Below are 23,561 nucleotides of genomic sequence, written 5' to 3'. Positions count from 1 at the left end.
TGAGTCATGAACACGCATTCTACGGATATTTCCGTCGCCCCGCGCCACGCCGCGCTGAGCGGGCTGCTCGCCGCGCTGGACGAGGCCTGCCGGCAACTGGCGATCGGCGAAGCGGAAGGCCTGCGCCTGCAACTGCTGGCAGAAGAACTGTTCATCAACACCGTCGACCATGGCCGCCCGGACGCCGAATCCAGCTGCGTCAGCCTGCGCCTGATCCGCCAGCAGGACGACATCGTGCTGCATTACGAGGACCGGGGCATGCCTTTTGACCCCTCGTCCTGTGCCCTGCCGGCAGCGATGCCCGAGCTTCCCGGCGGCATGGGCATCCGTCTGATCCGTGGCCTGACCCGCGAAGTGCGTTACCGCCGGGAAGGTGACCGCAACGTCGTCGAACTCTTCCTGCGCCCGGCCGGGAATCAGGCGCCCTGACGCAATGCCGCCAGCGGCGGCACACCAAGCAGGCTGCGCATGCCCAGCCAGCCGGCGAGCGTCGTAAACGCGGCGCAGCCGAGGGCGGCGAGCAGTGGAGAAACCAGCGAAAATTCGGGCGCCAGGTCGAACACCTGGTGTGCCAGCAACTGGCCGACCGCCGCCGCGCCGAGCGCCGCGATCAGGCCGGCGAGTCCGCCGACCGCCGCCAGCTCGACCAGCAAGGCGCCGCGCAACTGCTCACGGCGGGCGCCGAGCGCGCGCATCACCGCCAGCTCGAAGCGCCGCTCGTCGATCGCCGAGAGGAAGGCGGCGTAGAGCACGACGGCGCCGGCGGCGAGGGTGAACAGAAAAACCAGCTGGACGGCGCCGACGACCTGGCCGACGACGCCCTGAATCTGCGCCAGCACGGCGTCGATGTCGATCACCGTCAGGTTGGGAAAGGCCTCGACCAGTTGCGCCGCCGCCTGCCGCCGTTCGGCCGGCAGGTGGAAGCTGGTGATGTAGCTGGCCGGCGCGTCGTCGAGCACGCCGGGCGGCGTCAGGACGAAGAAATTGACGCGCATCGAATCCCAGTCGAGGCGGCGCAGGCTGGTCACCGCGACGCTCTTCTCGACACCGGCGACGCTGAACACCAAGCGGTCGCCGAGGACGATGCCGAGCGTCTTCGCCAGCCCGGCCTCGACCGAGGCTTGCTGGCCCGGGCCGGCGAACCAGCGACCGCCGGCGATCTCGTTGCCGGCCGGCAGCTCGCGCCGCCACGACAGGTTGAACTCGCGCTCGACCAGGCGCTGGGCGCGCTCGTCGTCGGGAAAGTCGGCGGCACTGACCGGGCGTTCGTTGATCCTGAGCAGCCGCGCCCGCACCATCGGCGCCAGCTCGGCGGCGATGCCCTGCCCGGCCAGCCAGTCGGCCAGCGCCTGGCGCTGCTCGGGCTGGATGTTGATGACGAAACGGTTGGGCGCATCGGCCGGCAAGGATTTCTGCCAGGCATCGACCAGTTCTAACCGGGTCACGCCGAGCAGCAGCAAGGCCATCAGGCCGATGCCCAGCGCCACGATCTTCAGCGTATTGGCGGCGCCGTGCCGGGCCAGCGTCGCCAGTCCCTGGCGCCAGCCGAAACCGGCGCCGCCGCGCAGTCGAACCGGCGATGCGGACAGCGCTCCAGGCGAGCAACCAGAACAGCGCCAGCGCGCCACTGAAGCCGCCGACGGCGAACAGGCCGAGGCGCAGGTCGCCGGCGGCGCGGACGATGAGCAGCGCCAGCAGCGCAAAGCCGAAGGCGTAGCCGAGCACGGCCAGCGGCGCCGGCGGCCCGAGCTCGCGGCGCAGCACGCGCAGCGTCGGCACCCGCGCCAGTTGCAGCAGCGGCGGTAGCGCGAAGCCGAAGAGCAGCACGCCGGCGACCAGCGCCCCTTCGCCGAGCGGGCCGGCGCCGGGCAACGGCAGCTCGCCGGCGATCAGCCCGGCCATTGCCGAGACCAGCGCGAAATGCGCGGCAAAGCCGAGGCCGGCGCCAAGCGCCGCGGCCAGCGCCGCCAGCCAGAAAAAGGACAGTGCATGAAGGCGCAGCAGCCGGCCCTGGGTCATGCCCAGGCAGCGCAGCACGGCGCAGGCGTCGAGGTGGCGCTGCATGTAGCGGCGGGCGGCGAGCGCCACGGCAATGGCCGAAAGGATCACGGTGAACAGCGTCGCCAGGCCCAGAAAGCGCTGCGCCTTGTCGAGCGCCTTGCGGATTTCCGGGCGGGCGTTTTCGATGCCTTCGAGGCGCTGCCCGCGCCCCAGCCGCGGCTCGGCCCAGGCCCGCCATTCCGCCAGCGCCGCCGCCTCGCCGGCGACCAGCAGGCGGTAGCGGACGCGCGCGCCGAACTGGACCAGGCCGCTGCCGGCGATGTCGTCGAGGTGCATCAGCAGGCGCGGCTGCATCGCGAAGACGTTGAAGCTGCGATCGGGTTCGCGGGTGAGCACGGCGCTCACCGGCAACTGCAACTGGCCGACACCGAGCGGCGCGCCGGGGGCGAGCGCGAGCAGGCTGAACAGGCGCTCGTCGGCCCAGGCGGTTTTTGGCTGCGGGCCGCCGTCGACCGCGAGATCCGGCTGGCCCGGCGCGGCGGCGGTGTGCAGGCGGCCGCGCAGCGGGTAACCGGCGCCGACCGCCTTGATCTCGACCAGTTCCGCCCGGCCATTGGCGAAAACCATGCTCGGGAAGACCAGCGTCTGCGTCGTGCGCAGGCCGCGGCGCCCGGCCTCGGCGGCAAGTTCGGCCGGCAGCGGCTGGTCGCCGGCGACCACCAGGTCGGCGCCGAGCATCTGCCGCGCCTCACCCTCAAGCCCCCGGCCGACCCGGTCGGCGAGGAAACCGACGGCGCTGACCGCGGCAACGGCGATGGTCAACGCCGCGAAGAGCAGGCGCAGCTCGCCGCCGCGCAGCTCGCGGCGCAGCATGCGCCAGGCCAGCGTCAGCGTCACTGCAGCTCCCGGATACGCTGCACGGCTTCCTCGACGCGGCGCACGGCGATCACTTCCATGCCCGGAATCGCCTGCCGCGGCCGGTTCGCCTCGGGGATCAGGGCGCGGGTGAAGCCGAGCTTGGCAGCTTCCTTCAAACGCTCCTGGCCGCGCGGCGCCGGGCGGATTTCACCCGCCAGGCCAACTTCACCAAACACTATAAGTTTCTCTGGCAATGCCTTGTTTTTCAATGAAGACGTGATCGCCATGATCACCGCCAGATCGCCCGCCGGCTCGCCGATCTTGACCCCGCCGACGGCATTGACGAAGACGTCCTGGTCGAAGCAGACGATGCCGGCGTGGCGGTGCAGCACCGCCAGCAACATCGCCAGTCGCTGCGCATCCAGCCCGACGGTCAGCCGGCGCGGGTTGCCGTGCGCGGTGTCGACCAGCGCCTGGATTTCCACCAGCAGCGGTCGCGTCCCCTCCTGCGTCACCATCACGCAGGAGCCGGCGACCTCCTGGCCGTGCTGCGACAGGAACATCGCCGACGGATTGCTGACACCCTTGAGGCCGCTCTCGGTCATCGCGAAGACGCCGAGTTCATTGACCGCGCCGAAGCGATTCTTGACCGCGCGCACCAGGCGGAAGCTCGAATGCGTGTCGCCCTCGAAATAGAGCACGGTATCGACCACGTGTTCGAGCACGCGCGGCCCGGCCAGCGCGCCCTCCTTGGTCACGTGGCCGACCAGGATGACGGTGATGCCGGTCTGCTTGGCCAGTCGCGTCAGTTGCGCCGCGCATTCGCGCACCTGGGCGACCGAGCCGGGGGCGCTGGAGAGCTGGTCCGACCACAGCGTCTGGATCGAATCGATCACCGCCACCTGCGGCATTTCCGCCTGCAGCGTGGCGAGGATGCGTTCCAGGTTGATCTCGGCCATCAGCGGCAGGCTGCCGCTATCGACGTTGAGGCGACGGGCGCGCAGCGCGACCTGCTGGCCGGATTCCTCGCCGCTGACGTAGATCACCTTGTGCGCCAGCGACAGGTGGGCCAGCGCCTGCAGCAGCAAGGTGCTTTTGCCGATGCCGGGGTCGCCGCCGATCAGCACGACGCCGCCGGCGACCAGACCGCCGCCGAGCGCCCGGTCGAACTCGCCGATGCCGGTCGGGATGCGGTCGGCCTCACGGGCTTCGATGTCGGCCAGGTTCTGCAGTTTCGCCGCCGGCGCCAGCGCCTCGAAGCGGTGGTTGCCGGGCTTCTCGGCGATCGTCTCGACCAGCGTGTTCCAGGCGTTGCAGCCCGGGCACTGGCCCTGCCATTTCGGGCTGGTCGCACCGCATTCGGTGCAGCTATAGAGCGTCTTGATCTTTGCCATTTATTGCCCGTCGACCGTGACCGGCACGCGCGGCGCGACAGCGCAGAAGAGTTCGTAGGAAATCGTGCCGGCGGCGGCGGCCACCGCGTCGGCCGGGACGTGACCGGCCTCGCCCGGCCCCCACAGCGTCACCGGACTGTCGATGCCGGCTTCGGGAATTTCAGTGAGGTCGCAGGCCAGCATGTCCATCGAGACCCGGCCCAGCGTGCGCGTCAGCTTGCCGGCGACGGCGATCGGCGTGCCGCTCGGCGCCGAGCGCGGGTAGCCGTCGGCGTAGCCGCAGGCGACGATGCCGATGCGCATTGCCCGCTCGGCGGTGAAGGTACCACCGTAGCCGACGCGTTCGCCGGCGGCGATCGACTGCACACCGATGATCCGGCTTTCCAGGCTCATCGCCGGCTGCAGCCCGAATTCGGCGGCGGACTGGTCGGCGAACGGGCTGGCGCCGTAGAGCATGATCCCCGGCCGCACCCAGTCGCCGTGCGCCAGCGGATGGCGCAGGATGGCGGCGGAATTGCCGAGACTGACCGGACCGTGCCAGTCGCTGGCCAGCGCCCGGAAGCGTTCGAGCTGCCAGAGCACGCCGCGCGCGCCGTCGGCTTCGGCGAAATGAGTCATCAGCGTCAGGTTGAGCGCCGGGATCTTCTTCAGGCTTTCCCAGGCCTGCGGCAGCGTCGCCGCGTCGAAGCCGAGGCGGTTCATGCCGCTGTTGATCTTCAGGTAGAGGCTGAGCGGGCGGTCGGCGCGGGCGTGCGCGGCGAGCATCTCGATCTGCTCGCGGCAATGGACGGCGCTGTGCAGGCCGTAGTCGACGACGCGGCGGGCGTCGGCCTCGCCGAAGATGCCCTCGAGCAGGAGGATCGGCTGGCGCACGCCGTGCTCGCGCAGGAGCACCGCGTTCTCGCATTCGAGCAGCGCGAAGCCGTCGGCCTCGTCGCGCAGCGCTTCGACGGCGTGCAACTGGCCGTGACCGTAGGCGTCGGCCTTGACCACCGCCCAGGCCCAGGCGTCGGGGGCACAGGCCTTGGCGATGCGGTAGTTTTCGAGAATGGCGGCGGGCCGGATGTGGGCGCGGATCGGTCGGGAGGTGTTCATGCAGCCTGTTCCTTGAGCTTGCGACGGGCGAAATCGATGAAGGTGGAAAGTAGCTTCGACTGGAAGCGATCCTGCGGATGCACCAGGTAGAGGTTGCGCTTGAGCGGCGGGTCGAGCGGAATGCCGAGCAGTTCGCCGAGGCGGATTTCTTTGGCGACGACGGCGCGCGATACGATGGCGAAACCCAGCCCGGTCAACACGACGCCCTTGAGCGCTTCCGGGCTGCCCAGCTCCATCTGCGTCTTGAGCGACTCGGGCTTGACGCCGTGGTCGCGGAAATAGGCGTCGGTGATCGCCCGTGTCCCGGAGCCCGGCTCGCGCGAAATGAATTCGTAGTCGGCAAGATCGGCCGGTTTCAGCGCCTTGAATTCGGCGAGCGGGTAATCGGGGACGCAGACAACCTGCAGTTCGTCCTCGCAGCAGATCTGGCTGCTCAACCCGGAAAGTTTGGCCGGCGCCTCGATCAGGCCGACGTCGAGGCTGTGCTCGGCGACCCGGCTCTCGATGCTTTCCGAATTGGCGACGATCAGCCGCGCCCGTACCTGCGGATAGAGCGCGTTGAACTCGCCGAGCACGCGCGGCAGCATGAACTCGGCGATCGTCGTGCTGGCGCCGACCAGCAGCGGCCCGCGCATCTCGCCGGTGAGCTCGCCGACGCGGGTGTCCATTTCGTCGGAAAGGGCGAGAATCCGCTGCGCGTATTCGAGCACCAGTTCGCCGGCCGGCGTCAGGTCGATGCTGCCGTGCCGGCGTTCGAACAGGCGCGTCGCGTACTGCTCCTCGAGTTGCCTGATCTGGAAGGTGACCGCCGGTTGCGTCATGAACAGCGCGTCGGCAGCGCGGGTGAAACTGCGGTGTTTGGCTACGGCATGAAAAACCTGTAGTCGCCGATCAGCCATGGTTCGGCTCCAGTCTGCGCAAAGACCGCTATTCAACCACACTCGCCCCCGGAATGAACAATCCCGCAAGCGACCCTGCAGTCGTTTGCGGGATTTTCGGGGACTTTCCGGGTTCCGGAACGCATGTCGTCATGCCGGAACCGGGAAGTCGATGCGGCTTACTGCAGGGGAGCGCCCTGCCCCGCCTGCTGCCTGGCCTGATCGCGCTGCTGCAGGAAAACCGCCTCGAAATCCACCGGCTGGATCATTACCGGCGAGAATCCGGCGCGGGTACTGAGGTCGGCAAGCATTTCCCGGGCATAGGGCAACAGGATGTTCGGACAGGCGACGCCGAGGATGGCGTCGCGCTGGTCGAGCTTGACGTTGCGGATGACGAAGGAACCGCCTTCGCTGACCACGCCCTTGAAAACCTCGGTCTCGCCTTGTTTGGCGGTGGCAACGACGGTCAGCACAACCTCGAAAACCTCGGCGCTGACCTGGCGACTGGCGCTGTTGATGTTCAGTCCGACGTCGTAACGGCGGCCATCCGAATAAACCTCCGGCGCATTGGCGACCTGGAAGGAAATGTCTTTCAGGTAGATACGCTCGATGCCGAACTGCGGCTGCAAATTACCCTGCTCCATCTGTGTTCCCCATTCTTGATGCAATTCATCGTCCGCGGAATGCGGACGATGTCTGGTAATACCGACGCACGAGGCGCCTCCGTGAATCAGCGATTCTTGAATGCCTTGAAGAAGTTGTCCATCATTTCATTCGGGAAACCGGCAGCATTCGACGGGCGCAGATCGTCCATGTTGGCATTGAACTGCTGCGTGGTTTCGCCCTTCTGCATGGCCTGGTGGGCATCCAGTTGATCGTCGATCGAGCGTTTGATGTTGTTCATGTTCTCGACCATCGAATTGACTGCTCCCTGAACGCCGCCGATGACCAGGCTGGCGTTGGTGGGACCAGAGATGTTGTAACCCGGCACGCCTTCGTTGAAGCTCGCCGTCGACGACGACTGCATGGTATTGCAGCTATCCAGGCTTTGCTGGATGGACGCGATGATTTCCTTGGGATCAAGCATGATTCACCTCCGTTAAATTCAACAACTCGTTAATAAAGCATCACCAATGCCGGCAGCGAAAGCCGCCGCCGGCCTACTTCGAAGGACAGTAAAACTGCGCCAGCGTCCTCGACCACAGCGGGAAATCGCTACTGGTTGCCTGGAATTCGAGCGAGACGGCACCCAGCGCGGTCTTGTAGCGCATGACCCGCTTGTCGTCGGCCAGGGTCAGCGGTTCGCCGGCGTCGAAGAAGCGGAAGATCGCCCACGGACCGGTGAATTCCATCTGCTGGGTACGGCCATCGACGGAACGCATGTGCAAACGGACCACCATGCTCGAACGCTGCGGCGACCAGTCGATCTTCTTCGGCGCCGACGCACCGTGCGCATAACGCAACTGCTCGCCACCGATGTCGAACAGGGCTTCGGTAACGCTCGCATCCATGTCGATGGCGCGGACGATGACCGAGAAGCCGAGCTGCCCGCTCTCGTTGAAGAAGTTGTCGCGGATCGAGCGGGCCAGTTCGTACGAACGGATGATGTTCGGATTGACCAGGCTGCCCGCCAGGCCGTCGACCCGCTTCGCCCGCCAGGGAACGTTCGAGGTATCGACGTATTGCGCCAGTTCTTCGTTGAAGTAGCTGTCGAGCACCCCGCGCGGCCCGAACAGCCGGCGGAAGTCCTCGGAGCCGACATCGCGGCCCGAACTGCGGACCAGCGGATAGCGGGAGACCGTTTGCGGGCAGACCGTCTTCGACGCCCCGGTCGCACCCTTGGTCAGTTCGGCGCTCGACTTCTGCGCCGTCGCGTTGCTGCCCGATTCGATCAGGTCGAGCATGATGCCGCGGATCGGCTCCGGTTGCCGCGCGGCGTCGGCACGCATGCGACGGAAGGCGTCGTATTCGGGCATCAACTGACCGACCTGCATGGCGCCGTTGACCACCGAAATCTGCCGGTAGAGCGGTTCGAACAACCGGCCGAGCGGGCTGGCCGCGGTCTCAACGCCGGAGTTCGGGGTCAGGGTGACGGCCATGCGGCGCAGCGAATTGAAATAGTCGTCGACGACATGCTCCGGCAAAACGCGGTAACGATAGTGCTGACCGCTGATTTCGCCGACGACGGCACGCCGTGTCCGCTCCAGGTTCAGTTTCTGGCGATCGATCCAGCTATCGACATCACCTTCGTAGTTGCCGGTCAGCGAGGTTTCCCGACCGATGAAACGGATCAGTTGGGCCAATGCCGACTGCGGGTCCATCATCGCCTTGGCCAGCCAGGCGGCATCGTCCATGCTGCTGTAGCGGCGAACCGTGATGTCGTTGATGAAGCCACGCCAGTGCTGGATGTAGTCCTGCAGGAACTGACGACGGGCCGCATCGGCCATGTCCTGCACGCTCTTCTCGACGTCGAAGGCGTTGCCCTTGTCACCGCTTTCGTCGCGCAATACCCAGTTTTCTTCCTCGAAGATATCGCGCGCACTCTTCATCAGCCGGGGCATGAAGACATCGTGGTAGCCGGCGCGGGTATACCAGCCGCTGATGATCGGCGAAGTGGTTGGCGTGTCGCTACGCAAGCGCAGCAACATCGGCGCGTTGAGACCGGCGGCACGCGATAGCGAGACATCCTCGACGCTCTCCGGCAAGGCCAGCGCCTTGACGTTGTCGATCACCCGGATCGAACTGGGCAGTCCGCTGGCCACCGCCCGCGCCTGGGTCAGCAAGGCCTGGTCAACCGGCGCTGCCGGCAGGAAGGGCGGCGAAAAGGCTGCCGCGACATGGCCCAGGAAAATACTTTTTTCTTCCTCACTGGAATTCGCCGGGGCGATCTTCTCCCAGCGCTTGTCGAACCAGCGCACCGCGATTTCCGAATTCCGGCGCTCCGGCTTGATCAGCATCAGGTACAGGCGCAGCGTCTCGTACACGTCACCAGTGCCGCCTTCCATCTCGCTCTTCAGCTGTACGGTGACGTATTTGAACATCTCCGGCATGAAGCTCTTGAACAGGTGGCGGCGATAGGTCTCGTAAGCGACGTTGCGAATCCGCGAATGCTCGAAGAAGGTCGAGGGAATCATCGAGAAGTTGGCGCCCAGTTGATTGCCGGCGTAGCGCATCTGACTGGAGACGTCCATCAGCGCGATATCGGCACTCGGCGTATCGGCCAGTTGCTGGGCCAGGCGCTTGCCTTCGCCGAACTGCGCCCAGATCAGGTCGATGTAGCTGCGCTGATCGAAATAGGTCAGCACCAGCCAGACCGACAGCAGGCAAAGGGCGACGACGCTGATCCCCCAGCGCACCATCCGCTTGCTCCGGGAAACCAGCGACTTGTCACCGAAACGCAGGATGTTGCGCTCCTCGATCGCCTGGCCGATCGGCGCCAGGAAGGTCTTGGCGAAAGAGCGGAAAGCCGGCGATTCGTTGGGCTCATCGAGCTGGACCAGGTTGACGTTTTCATCGGTAGCCATCAGGTAGACCGAGGTACCGAACCACATGCCGCGCAATTGTCCGCCCCGCACCGACGAGGCATGCATGCTCACCGACTTGACGAACTCCAGCAGCGGCGAACGCAGCCGGCCGAGGCTTTCGGTGAAGTGCAGCAGTTGCTGGCCTTCGCTGGCGTCAGCCATCTGCGGAATGATGAACTGCACGACGCGCTGGACGCGATGCTCGAAGCTTTCGTACCAGGCATCGACATTGCCTTCCGCCAGGGCTTCGAAACCCATGCCGCCGGCCAGCGTCTCGTCTTCGAGCGCAGCCAGCATGGCGCCGCCGCCCGGCAGGGTGTCGACGTGGGTGAGGACGATATAGACCGGCAACTCGGCGTCGAACCAGTCGGCGAGTTCGAGAACCCGGCCACGCAAGGTGTCGGCCAGCCGTTTGCGCTGTTCCGAGCTGGCCTTCAGCATCCAGTCGAGGTCGACGCAAAGCACCAGACCATCCAGGCCGGCCCCACCGCGCATGCGGCGGACCCCGGCGAGCAGCTTCTTCCAGGCACTGAAGCCGGACTCGCCGAGCGCTTCCCGCTCGGCCCACTGGCCGCTGCTATCGATCCAGACCGCCTTGTCGTTGACCCAGAAACCGCAATCCTCCGTCTGCCCCAGCGATTCGCCAAGGCGCGGCAGGCCCGCCACCTCGCCGGGCAAGGCATTCTGCCCGGTGTGGTTGAGCAAGCTGGTTTTCCCCGCCCCCGACGAACCGAGCAGCATGAACCAGGGCTGTTCGCGCAGATGCCCCTTGCGCAGGCGATAGGTCAGGCGACGGAAAAAGCCTTTCTGGCGATCGACCCAGATCTTGCGCAGGGTCAGTTCGAGGTCGGCGAGACGGCTGCTGATGCGGTCGTTCTCCACCGTCGGCGCCTTCTGTTTGCGGCGACGGAACAACGAAAGGAATTTGCCGAGCAACCAGCGCAGCAAGGGGTAGAACCCCCAGAACAACAGGAGTACCACCAGCAACTGCCGCAACCACAACCAGCCGAAGGGATGGTAGCGACCGATGGCGACCATCGGTCCGACCCACCAGACCACGGCGGCAAGAATCAAGGAGATGACGATGCGTAACGAACTTCTCAACATTTCTGATGCTCCCAACCCAGGGTCTCGCCAACGAGCGTCCCCGCGCTGATCAACTTACATGAACCCCGCCCCGTTCCCGGAGCGGAAATTGCTGCCTGCCGTCACCCCGTTCAACGGATGATTTCAGTCACCACGCGCCGGGTTGCCGCCACCTTCCACAAGACCTCGACCCGGCGATTCTTGAGGTTGGCCGCCGGATTGATCTCGGAAACGACCGGCGCCTTCTCGCCCATCCCGGATGCCGTCACCTGCCGCTGCGCCTTGCCGCCGGCGACCTGCTGCTGAATCAGCTTGGCCACTTCGCGGGCGCGCGCTTCGGAAAGCGCCTGGTTGGAGGGGAACTTGCTGGCCAGGATCGGCGTCAGGTCGGTGTGACCGATGATCTCGAGATCGCCCGGCCAGGGCGCGAACGCGGCGCCGAGGCGGGTCAGGTTGGGCAGGAACTCGGGCCGGATTTCCGCCTTGCCGGGTTCGAATGCCCCATCGGCGCGGAAGATCAGCAGCCAGCCGTTTTCCCGCCGCTCCGCCGTCAGCCAGCCTTCGGCAATCAGCTCCGGCAATGGCGGCGGCAGGGTCTCGGAGATGTTGATCTCACGCACCGGCGGTTCGTAAGCCGCCAGGGCCTCGCGCAACGGACTGCCGCGCATCGCGACATCGAAAACACCGGCCAGGTAAGCGATCGACAGTAGCGCGACGCCGATCAGGAAGAGCCGGAACGGCGTCAGCCAGCGCGGCTTGAACACCTTGGGCAAGCCCGAACGCAGGGCCAGGCCGTCCGGCGCGCGATCCCAGATCATGCGGTGCAGCTTGCTGCGCAAGTCCTGCAACAGCACGTCGCCGCGGTCGATGACCTGGTAGCGGCCCTGGAAACCGAGGCCGAGGATGACTTCATAGAGTTCGAGCAGGGCGATCGGTGGCCGTTCCTGGCTCATCGCCGTTTCCAGCTTGATGAAGCAGTCCTCGCCGCCCCAGGCGTCGCCGTGGAATTCGACGAGCAGGGATTTCTCGGGCAAGGGCAGATCCTGCTTGCGGCACGCCTCGTTGAGCAGTTCATCGATATGCGTGCACAACAGGTAGGAAGCATCGTCGATCCAGCGCGACTCCTCGCCGCTGCTCGCCAGCTTCTCCCGGAACATCCGCACTTCCAGGCCGAGTTGCCCGCGCAGCGAGGTGTCGAAGGTGATGCCCTGGTCTTCCAGGCGATGCAGCAGCAACAGCGGCGGAATCGCCGCCGAGATGTAGGGGTTCTGCCATTTCGACGCGGCGACGCCGGGCCGCGCGATGGCGTTGCGCATGCCCAGCATGGCCACCGCACCCACCGAACGATCGACCGGTTTTTCCTTGCTTACCGGCAGATCGACCGGCGCTTGCGGCGCCTCCTTGTCGTCGGTGTGTTCGAGCAGGTTGCCGAACGGCTGGGGATTGTCGGCGCCGCGCGGCATCGAGCTCGAGATGCGCTGGGCGATGTCGCCCAGGGCGCCCATCGATGAAACCCCACCGGAAGTCGGGATGTTGCGCAGCGCGCTCATGATTTCATTGATGCCCCTCATGCCACTTTCCCTTCACGCAGCCCCCAGGCCTCGAACTTCAGTTGCGGGAAATCGCCGACCACGCGCAGCGCCATCGCTGCCCCGCGCGTCGTTTCCTTCCAGTAGGGATCGACCGATTCGACTTCGAAATAGACGCTCTGCGCATAGAAAGGCAGATTGCGCGGCACCGCCGATACCGGCACCAGACGCGCGCCCGGCAATTGCAGATCGACCAGCTTGTTGATGTGCTCGACCGGGCCGAACTTGACCTGGGTCGGCAGCATGCGCCGCAGGTTGTCGCCCGGCATTGCCGAAGTGAAGGCGAAGACCATTTTCTGCAGCTTCCACTGCGGATCGTTGATGCAGAGGTACACCTGATCGCCGCGGTCCTCGAAGCGCAACGGGATCACCGGCGACTCGATGATCAGCGACAGGGCCCGGCGCAGCGCATGGGCCAGGGCGCTGAAACACGCCTGCAGATCATCGTGCTGGTAACGCCACTTCTGCGCGGCCAGCATCGGTTCGACGCTGGGCAGCACGGAAAGCCGGCCGAGCAGGCCGGTCAGCTCCAGATAGAGATCGGCCGGATGCAGGGGATCGTAGGCTTCCAGGTGATCCAGGCGCATCCGGTATTCGGAAATCGCCTGCGTCGCCAGCATCTCGATCAGGTCGGCGAGACCGCCGCCGCTGGCAAGCAGGCGCTGGCCGGCGGAAGCGCTGAGGCGATGCTGGAGCAGTCCCTGGAACTCGTTGCAAACGGCCAGCAGGCGGGTATGCGCCCGGACATCGAGCATCGCCGGGATGAAATCGCTGTCGAGGACGATGCCGCGGTTGCCCTGGCGCGCCGACAGGCGGGCGATCGGCTGGAAAGTTTCGCTGGCGCCGACGTGGTCCTCGCGGCACAGGCGGGTGCGCAACTGGCCGACCTGCATCTGGATGCGTAGCGGCGAACCTTCCGGGTCGAGACCGACGTTGGCATCCTGAACTTCGGCCTCGACCACCTTGTAACGGGCGGCAGATTCGGCTTCGCCGAAACCGACCGTGCTGTTGACCACGTCGCTGCGCACAGTGGCCAGGCAGATCTTGGTGCCGATTGGCGCATCCGAAAGATCGAGCGCTTCCGGAATGGCGTCGCAGGTCGGAATCGAGAACGGTGTGCCGTCGTCGAAAATTCCCCGCGCCCGGATGATGGCGAGCAAGCCCTGCTGCAACAGATCCTGGTCGATTTCCAGTTCGCTGAATCCCCAACCGAGGTTGGTGATCTGCGACAGGCGGCTGTTCACCTGGTGTTCGATGTAGCGTTCCTGTTGTTGAAAATGCTGCGCCTCAACCAGCAAGCCATCGGTCCAAACCACCCTGTTGATATTGTGTGTTGCCATGAAGAAGAGAACCCCTATTTACATGTGGGCTGATCGCCCGCACTGTTTTTCTTGACTTCCTGAATCTGGTTGCGGTCGATATTCAGCCAGTGGCAGCTATTGAGATCGGCCGGCGAATAAACTTTGAGAATGCCCTTGCCATTACCCCCCTGGTCCGAAAAATCGCCGGTCACCGTGATCCAGTAGGCATCCCCGTAGGGCATCGATTCCGTGATGTAGGCGACGCGGTCGGCAAGCAAGGTGACCTTCTGCGCCTTGCTCACCCGGGAATCCTGTTCGGCACAGGGCGCGCTCAGATCCATCGGCGGATTCCAGTCTTCGTGCTTGTGCAGATAGATGCACAGGCGCAGCGGTCGCGCGACGTCGCCTTCGAACTTGGCGTTGAGCTTGGGGCCACCGTGGATGGTCAGCGAGATGTTCCGTTTCTCGGGGATCAGCCGATCCGGCATGCCCCGGAACAGCACCCGCGTCGCATCGCCGATCGTACAGCCCTGGATGCCCGCTGCGAGGCAGGCAGCAATCAGTACAGCTTTCCAGGACATGGGATCAGATGACCAGAATCTTCAACTGACTGGGCACCAGGCGAACGCCCAGCGTATTCAAGGTGTTCGGCAGGTTGATGCTGGTCATCCGGGTGATCGGCGCGCCGCCGACCAGGAAGTTCAGCTTGGCCGTGCAATGGATGGAAAGCCCCTTGACGGTACCGGAGATGATGCCGCCGCAGGCGCCGGGTTCATCGCAGAAGGTGACCGGGATGATGGTCGCCAGGTTATGCACCGGGCCGCCGCAATAGAGGATATTCGGCACATTGGGGATGGCCATCGAACCGAAAGCCAGATTGGGATAGGGAATCGGAATGCACAAGGGCGGAGTCTTGCAGACATCGGCCGGAGAAATATCGATACCACCTGCGGAGCTATTGGCAAACATACGAGCCTCTTCCTAAAACAATATTGAACATCCCAAGCAACAGTCCAACCCGCCGCTTCCCCAAAATCACCCGAAATGCATCTGTGTACCGTCGATCTTCAGCAACGCGCTGGCCTGGATGGCGCCGAGGCGGGTATGCATGGTCAGACTCTGCTTGCCATCGAAGGCGATCGAAGTGGCATTGAGCATGCTGACCCCGCTGACATTGACCACCTGCGTCAACGCGTTCTGTACCGACAGTTCGGCGTTGAGCCGGAAGTTTTCCGCCTGCAGATCGAGATTCCGCTCGACCTCGACGACGATGTTGGCGGCCTTGAGGTGCAATTCGCCGCCGCCGAGGTTGACGTCGATCCGCTTGCCCTGTTGCCAGTCCCGTTCGAGAACGGCGAGGACATACCAGACACCGTTGATGCCAGTGACCAGTACCTGGTCGCCATCGAGCGGTTCGACCAGGCAACTGACGGCGACCCGCACCGGGCTCGAGCAATCACTTTCGAGTTGCCAGCCCTGCTCGCCGCGCCGGATCTTCGTCATGTAGCTGGCGCCGGGTATCAGGCTCAGGTAGTTGCCGCCCGCCTGGCGCTGGGCGACAGGGGAAACGGGGGCTTGGGAAACGGGCTCCAGCAGTTTCATTGCATACTCCTCGTGATACCCGGGCGACAGGTCTTCCACCAGTCCAGATCCTGCTGATCCTCGGGAATTTCAAAACGGGCCAGGTCGAGATCGGCGCCACGCCAGTCTTCCGGCTTCTGCCCCGTGACGTTGGCATCGACAAAGCGGGCGCCGTTGACGGTGGTCGCCTGCATCGTGCAGCCGCGCGCATCGAGGTCGCTACCGGTCATGCCGTTCAGGTCACAGGATTCCAGGCGGGCATTGCGCAGGGAGAGGTGGGAAACATCCTGTTCCCTGAACACGCACTCGCTCAGTACCGACCGATCGAAGGCGACGACGTACATGGCGTTGCCCTTGAAGACCAGGCCGTGAAGCTTGCCGTTGTCGAAATGGGCAACCTTCAGCACATTCGACAGAAAATCGCCGCCCTGAATTTCGCAAGCGGACCAGGCGGCTTGCTCGAAGTGGCAGGATTGATACGTCAGATGCCTGGCCTTGATCGACATCCAGCGGTTATTGATGCCCTGGCAACCGAGCCACTGCCCGCCGACAAAACTTGAATTGGCCGAGATCACCCGCTCCATCACGCACTCCTGCCAGCGCTGCTCGTGGACCTTGCTCTCGACCAGCGACAGGTCCCGGAGCAGCGAACTCTCGCAATGCAAGCTGGTCAGCGCCAGCGAAGACAGGGTCGTGAAGGAAATATCGCAGACCTTGAATTCCCAGGCGCCACCACGCACCGCGTTGACCATCTGGCGCGCCAGCCGGCATTCCTGCCACAGGCAGGTCTCCCAGGCACCGCTCTCCCAGTGACATTCGGTCGTCTGGGTGCGGCGAAACGTGGCGCTGGCGGCCGTGCATTCGTAGTAGCGGACGGTTCTCAGAACACAGCCGATGAACTGCGCACCGCTGAAATTGCAGCGCGTGAATAACAGGCCATCAAGCGTGACGCCGTCCCAGTACGTTCCGGAGAAATCGCAATCGACAAAATGCGTCCCGGCGGGCGGCGAAAGGAAACGCTTTCCGGCAAAACTCTTTTCCTTGATCGGCATGCCGCTGATCGAGGAAGGATCAAACGCGGGCATGCCGGTGAGGTTGTCGAACATCAGTCCTGCCTCCTTGGTACGTCAACGACCCGCCCCATCAGATTGTCCTTCCATTTTTTTTGCCAGTTCCTTTCACGCATCACGTAGCCGAGATTGGCGCCGATCAGGTTGCAGGAATGCACCTCGCTGGCACGCAGGTCGGCTCCGTAGAGGTTGGCGTCGCGCAGCGCGCTGCCCTGGATCCGGGTACCGGAAAAATCGGCATGCATCAGGTTGCCCTGGCGCAGGTCGCAGGCAATCCACTGGCTGCCCGCGGCCTTGAACGCATTCATCGTCGCCTCGACCCAGGTGCAGCTTTCGCAGATTCCGCCGTCGAACCTGGCGGCGCCAAGAAAGACCTTCTCGAACAGGCACTGCGTCCAGCGCGAACCGGAAAGCTCGCAGGCATCGGCCAGAACGGCGGTGGAAAACTGACTGTTGTCGAAAATGCTGCCGGCCAGCTTGCAGGCCACCCAGCTGGTCTTGCGCCACACCGAGTGGCTGATCTTCAGCGAGGGCAGCAGGCAATCGAGAAAGACATGGCCGTCGAGCGCGCTTTCTGCGAAGGACAGCGCGGGGAAATCGCATTTCTGCATCTGCACGCTGTCGAACGCCACTTTGGCAAAGCTCAGGTTGCTGCCCCGCGATTCGCTGAAGAAGGTCGTTTTCCACTGACTTTCCAGAACCGCGCTGGCGCCGAAATCGCATTCGATGAACTGCACCGTCGCCAGTTGCGTCGCTTTCCAGCGCGACTTGGTGAGGCTGCATTCGCTGAGGTGGCAGCTATCCAGCACCGCGTTCTCGAAACTGGCGCCATCGAATTTGCAGCCGAGAAACAGCATGTTGCGCAGATCGACGTCGAGGAAGCGACAACCGCTGAGATCGACATTGATCAGTTGCGAGCCTTGCCAACTCTGCCCCGAGAAGTCCATCCCGGAGAGATCGGTATTGCGGACGATCAGGTCGTCGCGACGCTTTTCCCGTGGCCAGGCCTCGAGCTGCCGGCGCCAGTCCATCTTGTCGGCCTCGGTCTCGGGCAGTCCTTCGCCGCGGATCAGCGCCCGGGTCTGCGCCTTGACCTGGGCGACATCCTGTTCCTTGGCCTTTTCACTAGCCTGTGCCGCGGCAGCAATCATGCCGTGGTAGTACTTCATGCGCTCCCGGACCCGCGCATAGGAACGCGCCGGCTGCGCGACGCGCGGATGATCTTCCGGCAGCAGCAGGTATTCCCAGGCCCAGCCGCGCCCTGCCGGCGGCAGCAGGACTTCGTCGCGCATGCCTTCAATCTGGTTGCAGCTGATATCTTCGCGCCGCCGGGCGACGACCGACAGGTAATTCAGCGGGTACGGCGTGCCGAACTCCGAGAGCGCCACCAGCAAGTGGTCGATTTCGTCGGCCAGCATGTCTTCGATGTCGAGCAGTCCGGAAAACAACACCGCACCGACATCGCGATCCGGGAAGAACCACAGGGTCTGGCGCTTGAGCGGCAGGGTCGCAAACTCCTGGCTGCCGGCCCGACGGTAGATCGCCTGCGCTTCCAGAGGCGGAATCTGCCCGACGAAGCCGGCACCGCCCTCGCCCACCCCGTGCAGCGAATAGGCGCAACTCGCCGGCCAGCTTTCGCCACGCGCCCACTGGTCGCGGGGCGCCATCTGGAAAAAGCGGCGGTCCATCGTTTCCGGCCAGCCAAGGTGCGAACGGTGATCGCTGTCGAGCGTCAGGTCCTTTTTCTTGCGCGAGACGTAGGCCGCGCGTTGCGTCCAGCGGGTATCGAGCGGCCCGGTCGCGGCCAGGAATTCGTGATCCTGGCCGTAACGATCCGGCAGGCGCAACAAGGGTTTGTCGCGCCGAGCCGCCGAGTCATGCCCCATCCCGACGGGGTTGGGCGAGAACTCGGCGCCGCCATAGGCATTGACGAAATCGAGGGCGATTTCCGCATCCGCCGCGGCTGCCTGGTCAGCCGGCAGATGACAGAGAATCTCCTTGTGGCAGTCGCCGACGGCGACCTGGACGCGCCACTGCCCTTCCGCCTCACCTTTCACCGGGCGCCGGGCGTGCCCGGCCATCATCCACTCGGCGAAGGCCTTGGGCATTGCCTCGTCGAGCGCCTTGAACGACATCGGCGCGCTTTCCATGGCGCTCCAGATTTCCGTCTCATGCGCCAGGATGCGTGGATCACTCAAGCGAAAGCCGAAACCGACGGTCACCCCGAGATGGGATGACCGTCCGAACTTGACCGGCGCCGTGAGGACGAGGAGTTGCTGCGGTTTCGAGAATTTCATGAGGCTTTCCGGGTACCGCCGTCCTACATGTAGATGCTGAGACCACGGATGGCGAGCTTGAGCAGCCCGATGTCCATGTCGACCGCGGTGATCTTGGCCCACAGGTTGGTCACCCGCGCTTCGACACCGGTCGCCTTGATGGCCAGCGAAGTCGCCTCGATCGTCACCCCCTTCAGCTCCAGGTGCATGCCGAAGGCGATCACCGCCATGCCGGTCAGGGCCAGGGCGATGCCGGTGGCGTCGATCGACATGCCGGTGATGCGGCCCCAGAGACCGGTCAGGTCGATACAGGCACCGGTGATGCGCAGCCAGACCAGCGTGATGTCGAGACGAACACCGGTCATCTGCGCCGAGATGCCGGTGACGCCGATCGATTCGCCAGTCAGCTTGAGCGTGATGCCGGTCATGTGGGTCTGGATGCCGGTAGCGACGATCTCGTTGCCGATGAAGGCGGTCTCGCTGCCGATCATCTTGATGTCCTGACCGATGAACTGGGCGTTGAGGCCCATCGCCTCGATGTTGGCACCGATGAAGGAAGCGCAGATACCGGTGAAGTTGAGCTGAGCACCAGTGAATAGCGCCCGCACGCCGGTGATGTCGATCAGCGCCGCCTGCATGACGATCTGCGTGGTCGAAGTCTGGGTGATGGTGCGCGTCACCATCATGTAGCGGTCCTGGCCGATGCTGGTCGCCGAATTGCGCTCGACCGTCTGCTGGTAATCACGCTCGGCGTGGATCATCACGCGTTCGGCGCCGCGCAGGTCGTCGAAGGTGATCGAGCTGGCGTTCTCCGGGCCGCCGTAGCTGAGCGAGCGGGATACCAGGCCGGTGTAACGGATGTCCTTGGGCAGGTCGTAGGGCGGCGGCAGGTCGCCGTTGTAGACGATACCGGTCATCAGCGGGCGATCGAGGTCGCCATCGACGTAGGTGATGATGACTTCCTGGCCGACCCGCGGCATGGCGATGACGCCCCAGCCCTTGCCGGCCCAGGCCTGCGAGACGCGCAGCCAGCACGAGGAGTCTTCTTCCTTGGTGGTGTAGCGGTCCCAGTGGAAATGCACGCGAATCCGGCTGAGTTCGTCGGTATGCACTTCGACACCTTCCGGACCGACCACCGTTGCGCTCTGGATGCCGGGAACGGTCGGCTTCTTGTAGCGGCGCAGCGGGTGGAACTCGACATCGTCGGGCAGCGCGGTGAAGGTGCACACTGCGCTTTCGCCCTTGGTGGTGCTATCGATGTCGTTGGTGTATTCGTACTTGGTGCTGAGGATGAAATAGCGGCGGTTGCGCGCGTTGTCCGGGTGCAGTTGCAGCGAGAAGGCTTCGCCCACCGTCACCCCCTTGGCGTTCGCCTTGCCGCTGAGGATGCGCGCTTCCGCCTGCCAGGCAAGCAGGCGCATCTTGGCCAGGAACTCGCCGCGCTGCGATTCGCCGTAACCGGCGGCGTAGTCGTAATGCTCGAGCTGGACGCCGGCCAGCGTGGCCTGGTCTTCCTGGGCATTGGTCTGCAGGACGTCGGTCGGCACATGGTAGTTGAAGTCGCGCAGGACGATGTTGTTCGGCCGCACCTTGCGGCTGCGCTGCAGGCGCTGCACGCTTTCGCGGTCGAGGATGGGGCGACCTTCCTCGCCGTCCGGGTTGAAGTCGAGCTGACCGTAGATGCCGGACTGGTCGACGAAAACCTGCGAATCGCTGATGACGACGGTGTGCTCGTCCTGGCCGTGACGGATGAAGTAGTAGATGCCTTCGTCTTCAAGCAGACGGCTGGCGAAGGCGAGATCGCTTTCCTTGAACTGAACGCAGTATTCGCGCTTGTCGTAGGTGCGCTTGAGGTCCATTTCGAACTTGGCGAAACCATAGCCGCGGAACACTTCTTCGACGATTTCCGGCGCCGACAGGTCCTGGAAAATCCGGCAGTTCTGGTTCTGGCCGAGGAAGGAGAGCCAGCTGCCGAGCTTCAGCTTGTAGGTGTATTGGTCGTCGCGCTGACCGGTATCGACACCTTCCAGCACATAGGCGTGGAAGGTCCGGGTATCGTTGCCCTTGTCGAGCGAGATGTCGACGGCGACGGTGTCACCGAGCAAACCGTCGAGATCGAGATCCGGACGTTTGCTGATGATTTCCAGCTCGTAGCTGGGCGTCCACGACATTTCTTCCTTGGCGGTGAAGCTGAGTGCCAGTGAATCGGCATCCAGTAATACGGGGCTTCTGATTTCAATCAAGCGCATGACGTAACCTCCTGTTGGTCGGCATCATTGGGTTCTGAAAGGTTTTCCGGCTCGCTCTCGCGATCCAGCAGTTCGAGGGAGAGGCCGCCATCGGCGACCACCCTTACCCTGCCGAGCGGCAAGCCGTCCCGCTTGGCAGCAAGCAACTCCTGAGCGAGCGACGGCAGCACGGTCGCCCGGATCAGGTCTTCGATGGCACGCCCGCGGTGCGGATGACCGGCTGCGGTATTGGCCACCCACTCGACGGCAGAGGTGTCGATTTCCAACGGAACGCCCTGTTCTTCCAGGCGCCCGGCGAGGCGTTCGAACTGATGCGCAGCGATCGACTGCAGCGCCGCCAGTCCGAGGGGATAGAACGGCAGAACCTGCATCCGGGCCAGCAGCGCCGGTGCGAAATGGCGTTGCAGGCTGCCCTGCGCCAGTTGCACCAGTTGCCCGTAGGTAGCCGGTTGTTCGCCCAGCGCGGCGACCTCGATTTCCTCGGCGCCGATGTTGCTGGTCATCAGGATCAGGCAGTTGCGGAAGCTGACCCGGCGTCCTTCGCCGTCTTCCATCCAGCCCCGGTCGAAGACCTGGTAGAAGACTTCGTGGACGTCGCGGTGGGCCTTGTCGAATTCGTCGAGCAGCACGACGCTGTAGGGTTTGCGCCGCACCGCCTCGGTCAGCACACCGCCCTTGCCGTAGCCGACGTATCCCGGCGGGGCGCCCTTCAGGGTGGCGGCGGTGTGCGCTTCCTGGAACTCGTTCATGTTGAACTGGATCAGGTTGTGCGAACCGCCGAACAGCAGTTCCGAGAGGGCAATCGCCGTTTCGGTCTTGCCGGTGCCGGTCGGCCCGGTCAGCATGAAGACGCCGAGCGGCCGCTGCGGGTCGTGGATACCGGCGCGCGCCACCTGCAGAGCCTTGCTCAGTGCGGCGATGCCGCCGGTCTGGCCGAAGACGCGCTTTTCCAGCCGCTCGCGCAGTTGCAGCGTGGCCTCGATGTCGTCGGTCACCATGTCGATATCGGGAATTCCCGTCCATTCGGAGAGGACGGCGGCGACCGTGCGCTGATCGACCCAGGGCTGAACCAGCGGCTTGCCCTGCTGCAGTTCGTCCAGTTCGCCGGTCAATGCGGCCAGCGCGCCGTTGCCTTCGGCGCCGGAGGGCTGGGCGAGCAGTTCGCCGACCTGACCGACCAGTTGCCGGGCTTGCGCAATCTGCTGTTCCAGCAATTCGGCCTTCGCCTGATGCTCGGCGCGCTTCTGCTTCAGCGCTTCGCGGTCGATACCGCAGTCGATCGCCAGCTTTTCGTCCTGCTCGGCCCAGGCCAGTTGCAGGTCCATCGCCACCACCGCCTGGCGTTCGCGTTCCAGTGCCGCCGGCGGCGCAACGCGGCTCATCGCGACGCGGGCGCAGGCGGTGTCGAGCAGGCTGATCGCCTTGTCCGGCAGATGACGGCTCGGCAGGTGGCGCTTCGACAGCTTGACGGCGGCGACCAGCGCGTCGTTGGTGATGCGTACGCCGTGGTGCTTGGAGAAACGCTCGGCGATCATGCGCAGCATGGTGATCGCCTCGTTCTCGCCGGGTTCGTCGACGACCACCGGCTGCATGCGGCGGGTCAACGCGGCATCGGGTTCGATGAACTGCTTGTATTCGCTCCAGGTGGTCGCCGCGACCATGCGCAACTTGCCGCGGGCCAGCATCGGCTTGAGCATGTTGACCGCGTCGCCGGTGCCCGCCTGGCCGCCGGCGCCGACCAGCGTGTGGGCTTCGTCGCAGAAAAGAATGATCGGCGTCGGCGATTTCTCGATCGCATCGACCACCGACTTGAGGCGCGCTTCGAACTCGCCCTTCATGCTGGCACCGGCCTGCAGACGGGCCAGGTCGAGCACCCAGACCTGCGCTTCGGCGAGCAGCCCCGGCACCATGCCGTCGGAAATGCGCTGGGCCAGCGCCTCGACGATCGCCGTCTTGCCGACGCCGGCCTCGCCGACCAGGATCGGATTGTTCTGGCGACGGCGCAGCAGGATGTCGATCACCTGGCGCAACTCGTTGTCGCGACCGATCACCGGGTCGAGTCCGCCCTGTTTGGCCTGTTCCGTCAGGTTGGTCGCCCAGCGCGCCAGGGCGTCGCTGTCGGCGGCCTGTTCGCCTTCGATGTCGAGCGGCACCTCCGGCGAACTCATCGGCCGATCGCGGGCTTCGCGCCAGCCGCGGCCGACCTGTTCGAAGACCCGGCTGGCATCCGGCCACTGGATCCGTTCGAACTGGGAGCTGATCCGGTACAGCGTCTGCCGCGTCTGGCTGTTTTCCAGCAGGCCGAGCAGGACGTGCCCGGAGCGGATATGCGGCGCCGGCGCGATCAGCTGGCTGGTCGCCAGCGCGCTTTCCATCGCCTGATCGAGACGCGAGGAAATATCGATGGCGCAGCCCTGACGGCGGGGAAAGCGCGCCAACTGGCGCTGCAACTGGCTGAGCAGGATGCCGGGGTCGCCCTTGAAATGGGAGAGCAGCTCGGAAATATCGCTTTGTTCCCGGCGCAGCACCGAGATCAGCCAGTGTTCGAGTTCGATGAACTCGTGCTCGCTCTGCTTGCACAACGCGGTTGCCTCGACGACCGCTTCATAGGCCAGGGTGCCAAGACGACCAAATAACCGCTCTCGATTCATTCAAATGA

17 protein-coding genes and 1 pseudogene are annotated in these 23,561 nt (G+C 64.7%); 1 reads left to right on the top strand and 17 read right to left on the bottom strand.

Annotated features, from left to right (window positions below):
• The first annotated feature begins 6 nt into the window (after positions 1-6).
• Complete coding sequence (locus tag AC0KWY_RS02520; RefSeq protein ID WP_474028084.1) at positions 7-429, top strand: ATP-binding protein; 423 nt, start codon at positions 7-9, stop codon at positions 427-429.
• Here the strand turns inward: AC0KWY_RS02520 and AC0KWY_RS02515 are convergent.
• The 17 genes and pseudogenes from AC0KWY_RS02515 to tssH all read right to left on the bottom strand — a co-directional run bounded on the left by AC0KWY_RS02515 (position 417) and on the right by tssH (position 23,553).
• Positions 417-1,628, bottom strand: a complete 1,212-nt coding sequence (locus AC0KWY_RS02515; protein ID WP_474028083.1) for an ABC transporter permease — start codon at positions 1,626-1,628, stop codon at positions 417-419. The genes AC0KWY_RS02520 and AC0KWY_RS02515 overlap by 13 nt on opposite strands.
• A 211-nt stretch (positions 1,629-1,839) precedes the next feature.
• Positions 1,840-2,064, bottom strand: a pseudogene (locus AC0KWY_RS02510) (hypothetical protein); the annotation flags it as partial.
• Positions 2,065-2,894: 830 nt separating this feature from the next.
• The gene (gene radA, locus AC0KWY_RS02505; RefSeq protein ID WP_474028082.1) at positions 2,895-4,253 is read right to left on the bottom strand and encodes a DNA repair protein RadA; all 1,359 of its coding nucleotides are present in this window, start codon (positions 4,251-4,253) and stop codon (positions 2,895-2,897) included.
• On the bottom strand, positions 4,254-5,348 hold the full coding sequence (gene alr / locus AC0KWY_RS02500; RefSeq protein WP_474028081.1) for an alanine racemase: 1,095 nt from the start codon (positions 5,346-5,348) through the stop codon (positions 4,254-4,256).
• Entirely contained in the window at positions 5,345-6,247 is a 903-nt protein-coding gene (locus AC0KWY_RS02495) for a LysR family transcriptional regulator (protein ID WP_474028080.1), read from the bottom strand. The genes alr and AC0KWY_RS02495 overlap by 4 nt, the downstream gene beginning before the upstream one ends.
• Positions 6,248-6,405: 158 nt before the next feature.
• Positions 6,406-6,870 (bottom strand): protein-export chaperone SecB, encoded by a 465-nt coding sequence (secB, locus tag AC0KWY_RS02490; RefSeq protein ID WP_474028079.1) that lies wholly within the window; start codon positions 6,868-6,870, stop codon positions 6,406-6,408.
• A gap of 86 nt (positions 6,871-6,956) precedes the next feature.
• Positions 6,957-7,313, bottom strand: a complete 357-nt coding sequence (locus AC0KWY_RS02485; RefSeq protein ID WP_474028078.1) for a DUF6277 family protein — start codon at positions 7,311-7,313, stop codon at positions 6,957-6,959.
• 73 nt (positions 7,314-7,386) lie between these two features.
• Positions 7,387-10,857: a type VI secretion system membrane subunit TssM gene (gene tssM / locus AC0KWY_RS02480; protein WP_474028077.1), complete on the bottom strand. Its 3,471-nt coding sequence runs from the start codon at positions 10,855-10,857 to the stop codon at positions 7,387-7,389.
• A gap of 110 nt (positions 10,858-10,967) precedes the next feature.
• Positions 10,968-12,407 (bottom strand): type IVB secretion system protein IcmH/DotU, encoded by a 1,440-nt coding sequence (gene icmH, locus AC0KWY_RS02475; protein ID WP_474028076.1) that lies wholly within the window; start codon positions 12,405-12,407, stop codon positions 10,968-10,970.
• Positions 12,404-13,765, bottom strand: a complete 1,362-nt coding sequence (tssK, locus tag AC0KWY_RS02470) for a type VI secretion system baseplate subunit TssK (RefSeq protein ID WP_474028075.1) — start codon at positions 13,763-13,765, stop codon at positions 12,404-12,406. The genes icmH and tssK overlap by 4 nt, the downstream gene beginning before the upstream one ends.
• A 14-nt stretch (positions 13,766-13,779) precedes the next feature.
• Entirely contained in the window at positions 13,780-14,307 is a 528-nt protein-coding gene (locus AC0KWY_RS02465) for a hypothetical protein (RefSeq protein WP_474028074.1), read from the bottom strand.
• 4 nt (positions 14,308-14,311) lie between these two features.
• A complete protein-coding gene (locus AC0KWY_RS02460; protein ID WP_374326416.1) occupies positions 14,312-14,695 on the bottom strand; it encodes a DUF4150 domain-containing protein in 384 nt (127 codons plus the stop codon).
• 66 nt (positions 14,696-14,761) lie between these two features.
• Complete coding sequence (locus tag AC0KWY_RS02455; RefSeq protein WP_474028073.1) at positions 14,762-15,328, bottom strand: DUF3540 domain-containing protein; 567 nt, start codon at positions 15,326-15,328, stop codon at positions 14,762-14,764.
• Complete coding sequence (locus tag AC0KWY_RS02450) at positions 15,325-16,413, bottom strand: pentapeptide repeat-containing protein (protein ID WP_474028072.1); 1,089 nt, start codon at positions 16,411-16,413, stop codon at positions 15,325-15,327. The genes AC0KWY_RS02455 and AC0KWY_RS02450 overlap by 4 nt, the downstream gene beginning before the upstream one ends.
• Positions 16,413-18,674, bottom strand: a complete 2,262-nt coding sequence (locus tag AC0KWY_RS02445) for a DUF2169 family type VI secretion system accessory protein (RefSeq protein ID WP_474028071.1) — start codon at positions 18,672-18,674, stop codon at positions 16,413-16,415. Before AC0KWY_RS02445 ends, AC0KWY_RS02450 begins: the two co-directional genes overlap by 1 nt.
• A 23-nt stretch (positions 18,675-18,697) precedes the next feature.
• Positions 18,698-20,902: a type VI secretion system Vgr family protein gene (locus AC0KWY_RS02440; protein WP_474028070.1), complete on the bottom strand. Its 2,205-nt coding sequence runs from the start codon at positions 20,900-20,902 to the stop codon at positions 18,698-18,700.
• Positions 20,893-23,553, bottom strand: coding sequence for a type VI secretion system ATPase TssH (gene tssH, locus AC0KWY_RS02435; RefSeq protein WP_474028069.1), 2,661 nt, complete (start codon positions 23,551-23,553; stop codon positions 20,893-20,895). Before tssH ends, AC0KWY_RS02440 begins: the two co-directional genes overlap by 10 nt.
• Positions 23,554-23,561 lie beyond the last annotated feature (8 nt).

Source organism: Azonexus sp. MM2026_4, from assembly GCF_055901855.1.
The sequence above is the reverse complement of the archived record's forward strand: the minus strand, read 5'-3'. Positions and strand labels throughout refer to the sequence as shown.

What these genes read in the sequence shown, in the direction of transcription:
- AC0KWY_RS02520 (WP_474028084.1), top strand. Translation starts at nt 7, where the DNA reads ATGAACACGCATTCTACGGATATTTCCGTCGCCCCGCGCCACGCCGCG.
- radA (WP_474028082.1), bottom strand. Translation starts at nt 4,253, where the DNA reads ATGGCAAAGATCAAGACGCTCTATAGCTGCACCGAATGCGGTGCGACC.
- alr (WP_474028081.1), bottom strand. Translation starts at nt 5,348, where the DNA reads ATGAACACCTCCCGACCGATCCGCGCCCACATCCGGCCCGCCGCCATT.
- AC0KWY_RS02495 (WP_474028080.1), bottom strand. Translation starts at nt 6,247, where the DNA reads ATGGCTGATCGGCGACTACAGGTTTTTCATGCCGTAGCCAAACACCGC.
- secB (WP_474028079.1), bottom strand. Translation starts at nt 6,870, where the DNA reads ATGGAGCAGGGTAATTTGCAGCCGCAGTTCGGCATCGAGCGTATCTAC.
- AC0KWY_RS02485 (WP_474028078.1), bottom strand. Translation starts at nt 7,313, where the DNA reads ATGCTTGATCCCAAGGAAATCATCGCGTCCATCCAGCAAAGCCTGGAT.
- tssM (WP_474028077.1), bottom strand. Translation starts at nt 10,857, where the DNA reads ATGTTGAGAAGTTCGTTACGCATCGTCATCTCCTTGATTCTTGCCGCC.
- icmH (WP_474028076.1), bottom strand. Translation starts at nt 12,407, where the DNA reads ATGAGGGGCATCAATGAAATCATGAGCGCGCTGCGCAACATCCCGACT.
- tssK (WP_474028075.1), bottom strand. Translation starts at nt 13,765, where the DNA reads ATGGCAACACACAATATCAACAGGGTGGTTTGGACCGATGGCTTGCTG.
- AC0KWY_RS02465 (WP_474028074.1), bottom strand. Translation starts at nt 14,307, where the DNA reads ATGTCCTGGAAAGCTGTACTGATTGCTGCCTGCCTCGCAGCGGGCATC.
- AC0KWY_RS02460 (WP_374326416.1), bottom strand. Translation starts at nt 14,695, where the DNA reads ATGTTTGCCAATAGCTCCGCAGGTGGTATCGATATTTCTCCGGCCGAT.
- AC0KWY_RS02455 (WP_474028073.1), bottom strand. Translation starts at nt 15,328, where the DNA reads ATGAAACTGCTGGAGCCCGTTTCCCAAGCCCCCGTTTCCCCTGTCGCC.
- AC0KWY_RS02450 (WP_474028072.1), bottom strand. Translation starts at nt 16,413, where the DNA reads ATGTTCGACAACCTCACCGGCATGCCCGCGTTTGATCCTTCCTCGATC.
- AC0KWY_RS02445 (WP_474028071.1), bottom strand. Translation starts at nt 18,674, where the DNA reads ATGAAATTCTCGAAACCGCAGCAACTCCTCGTCCTCACGGCGCCGGTC.
- AC0KWY_RS02440 (WP_474028070.1), bottom strand. Translation starts at nt 20,902, where the DNA reads ATGCGCTTGATTGAAATCAGAAGCCCCGTATTACTGGATGCCGATTCA.
- tssH (WP_474028069.1), bottom strand. Translation starts at nt 23,553, where the DNA reads ATGAATCGAGAGCGGTTATTTGGTCGTCTTGGCACCCTGGCCTATGAA.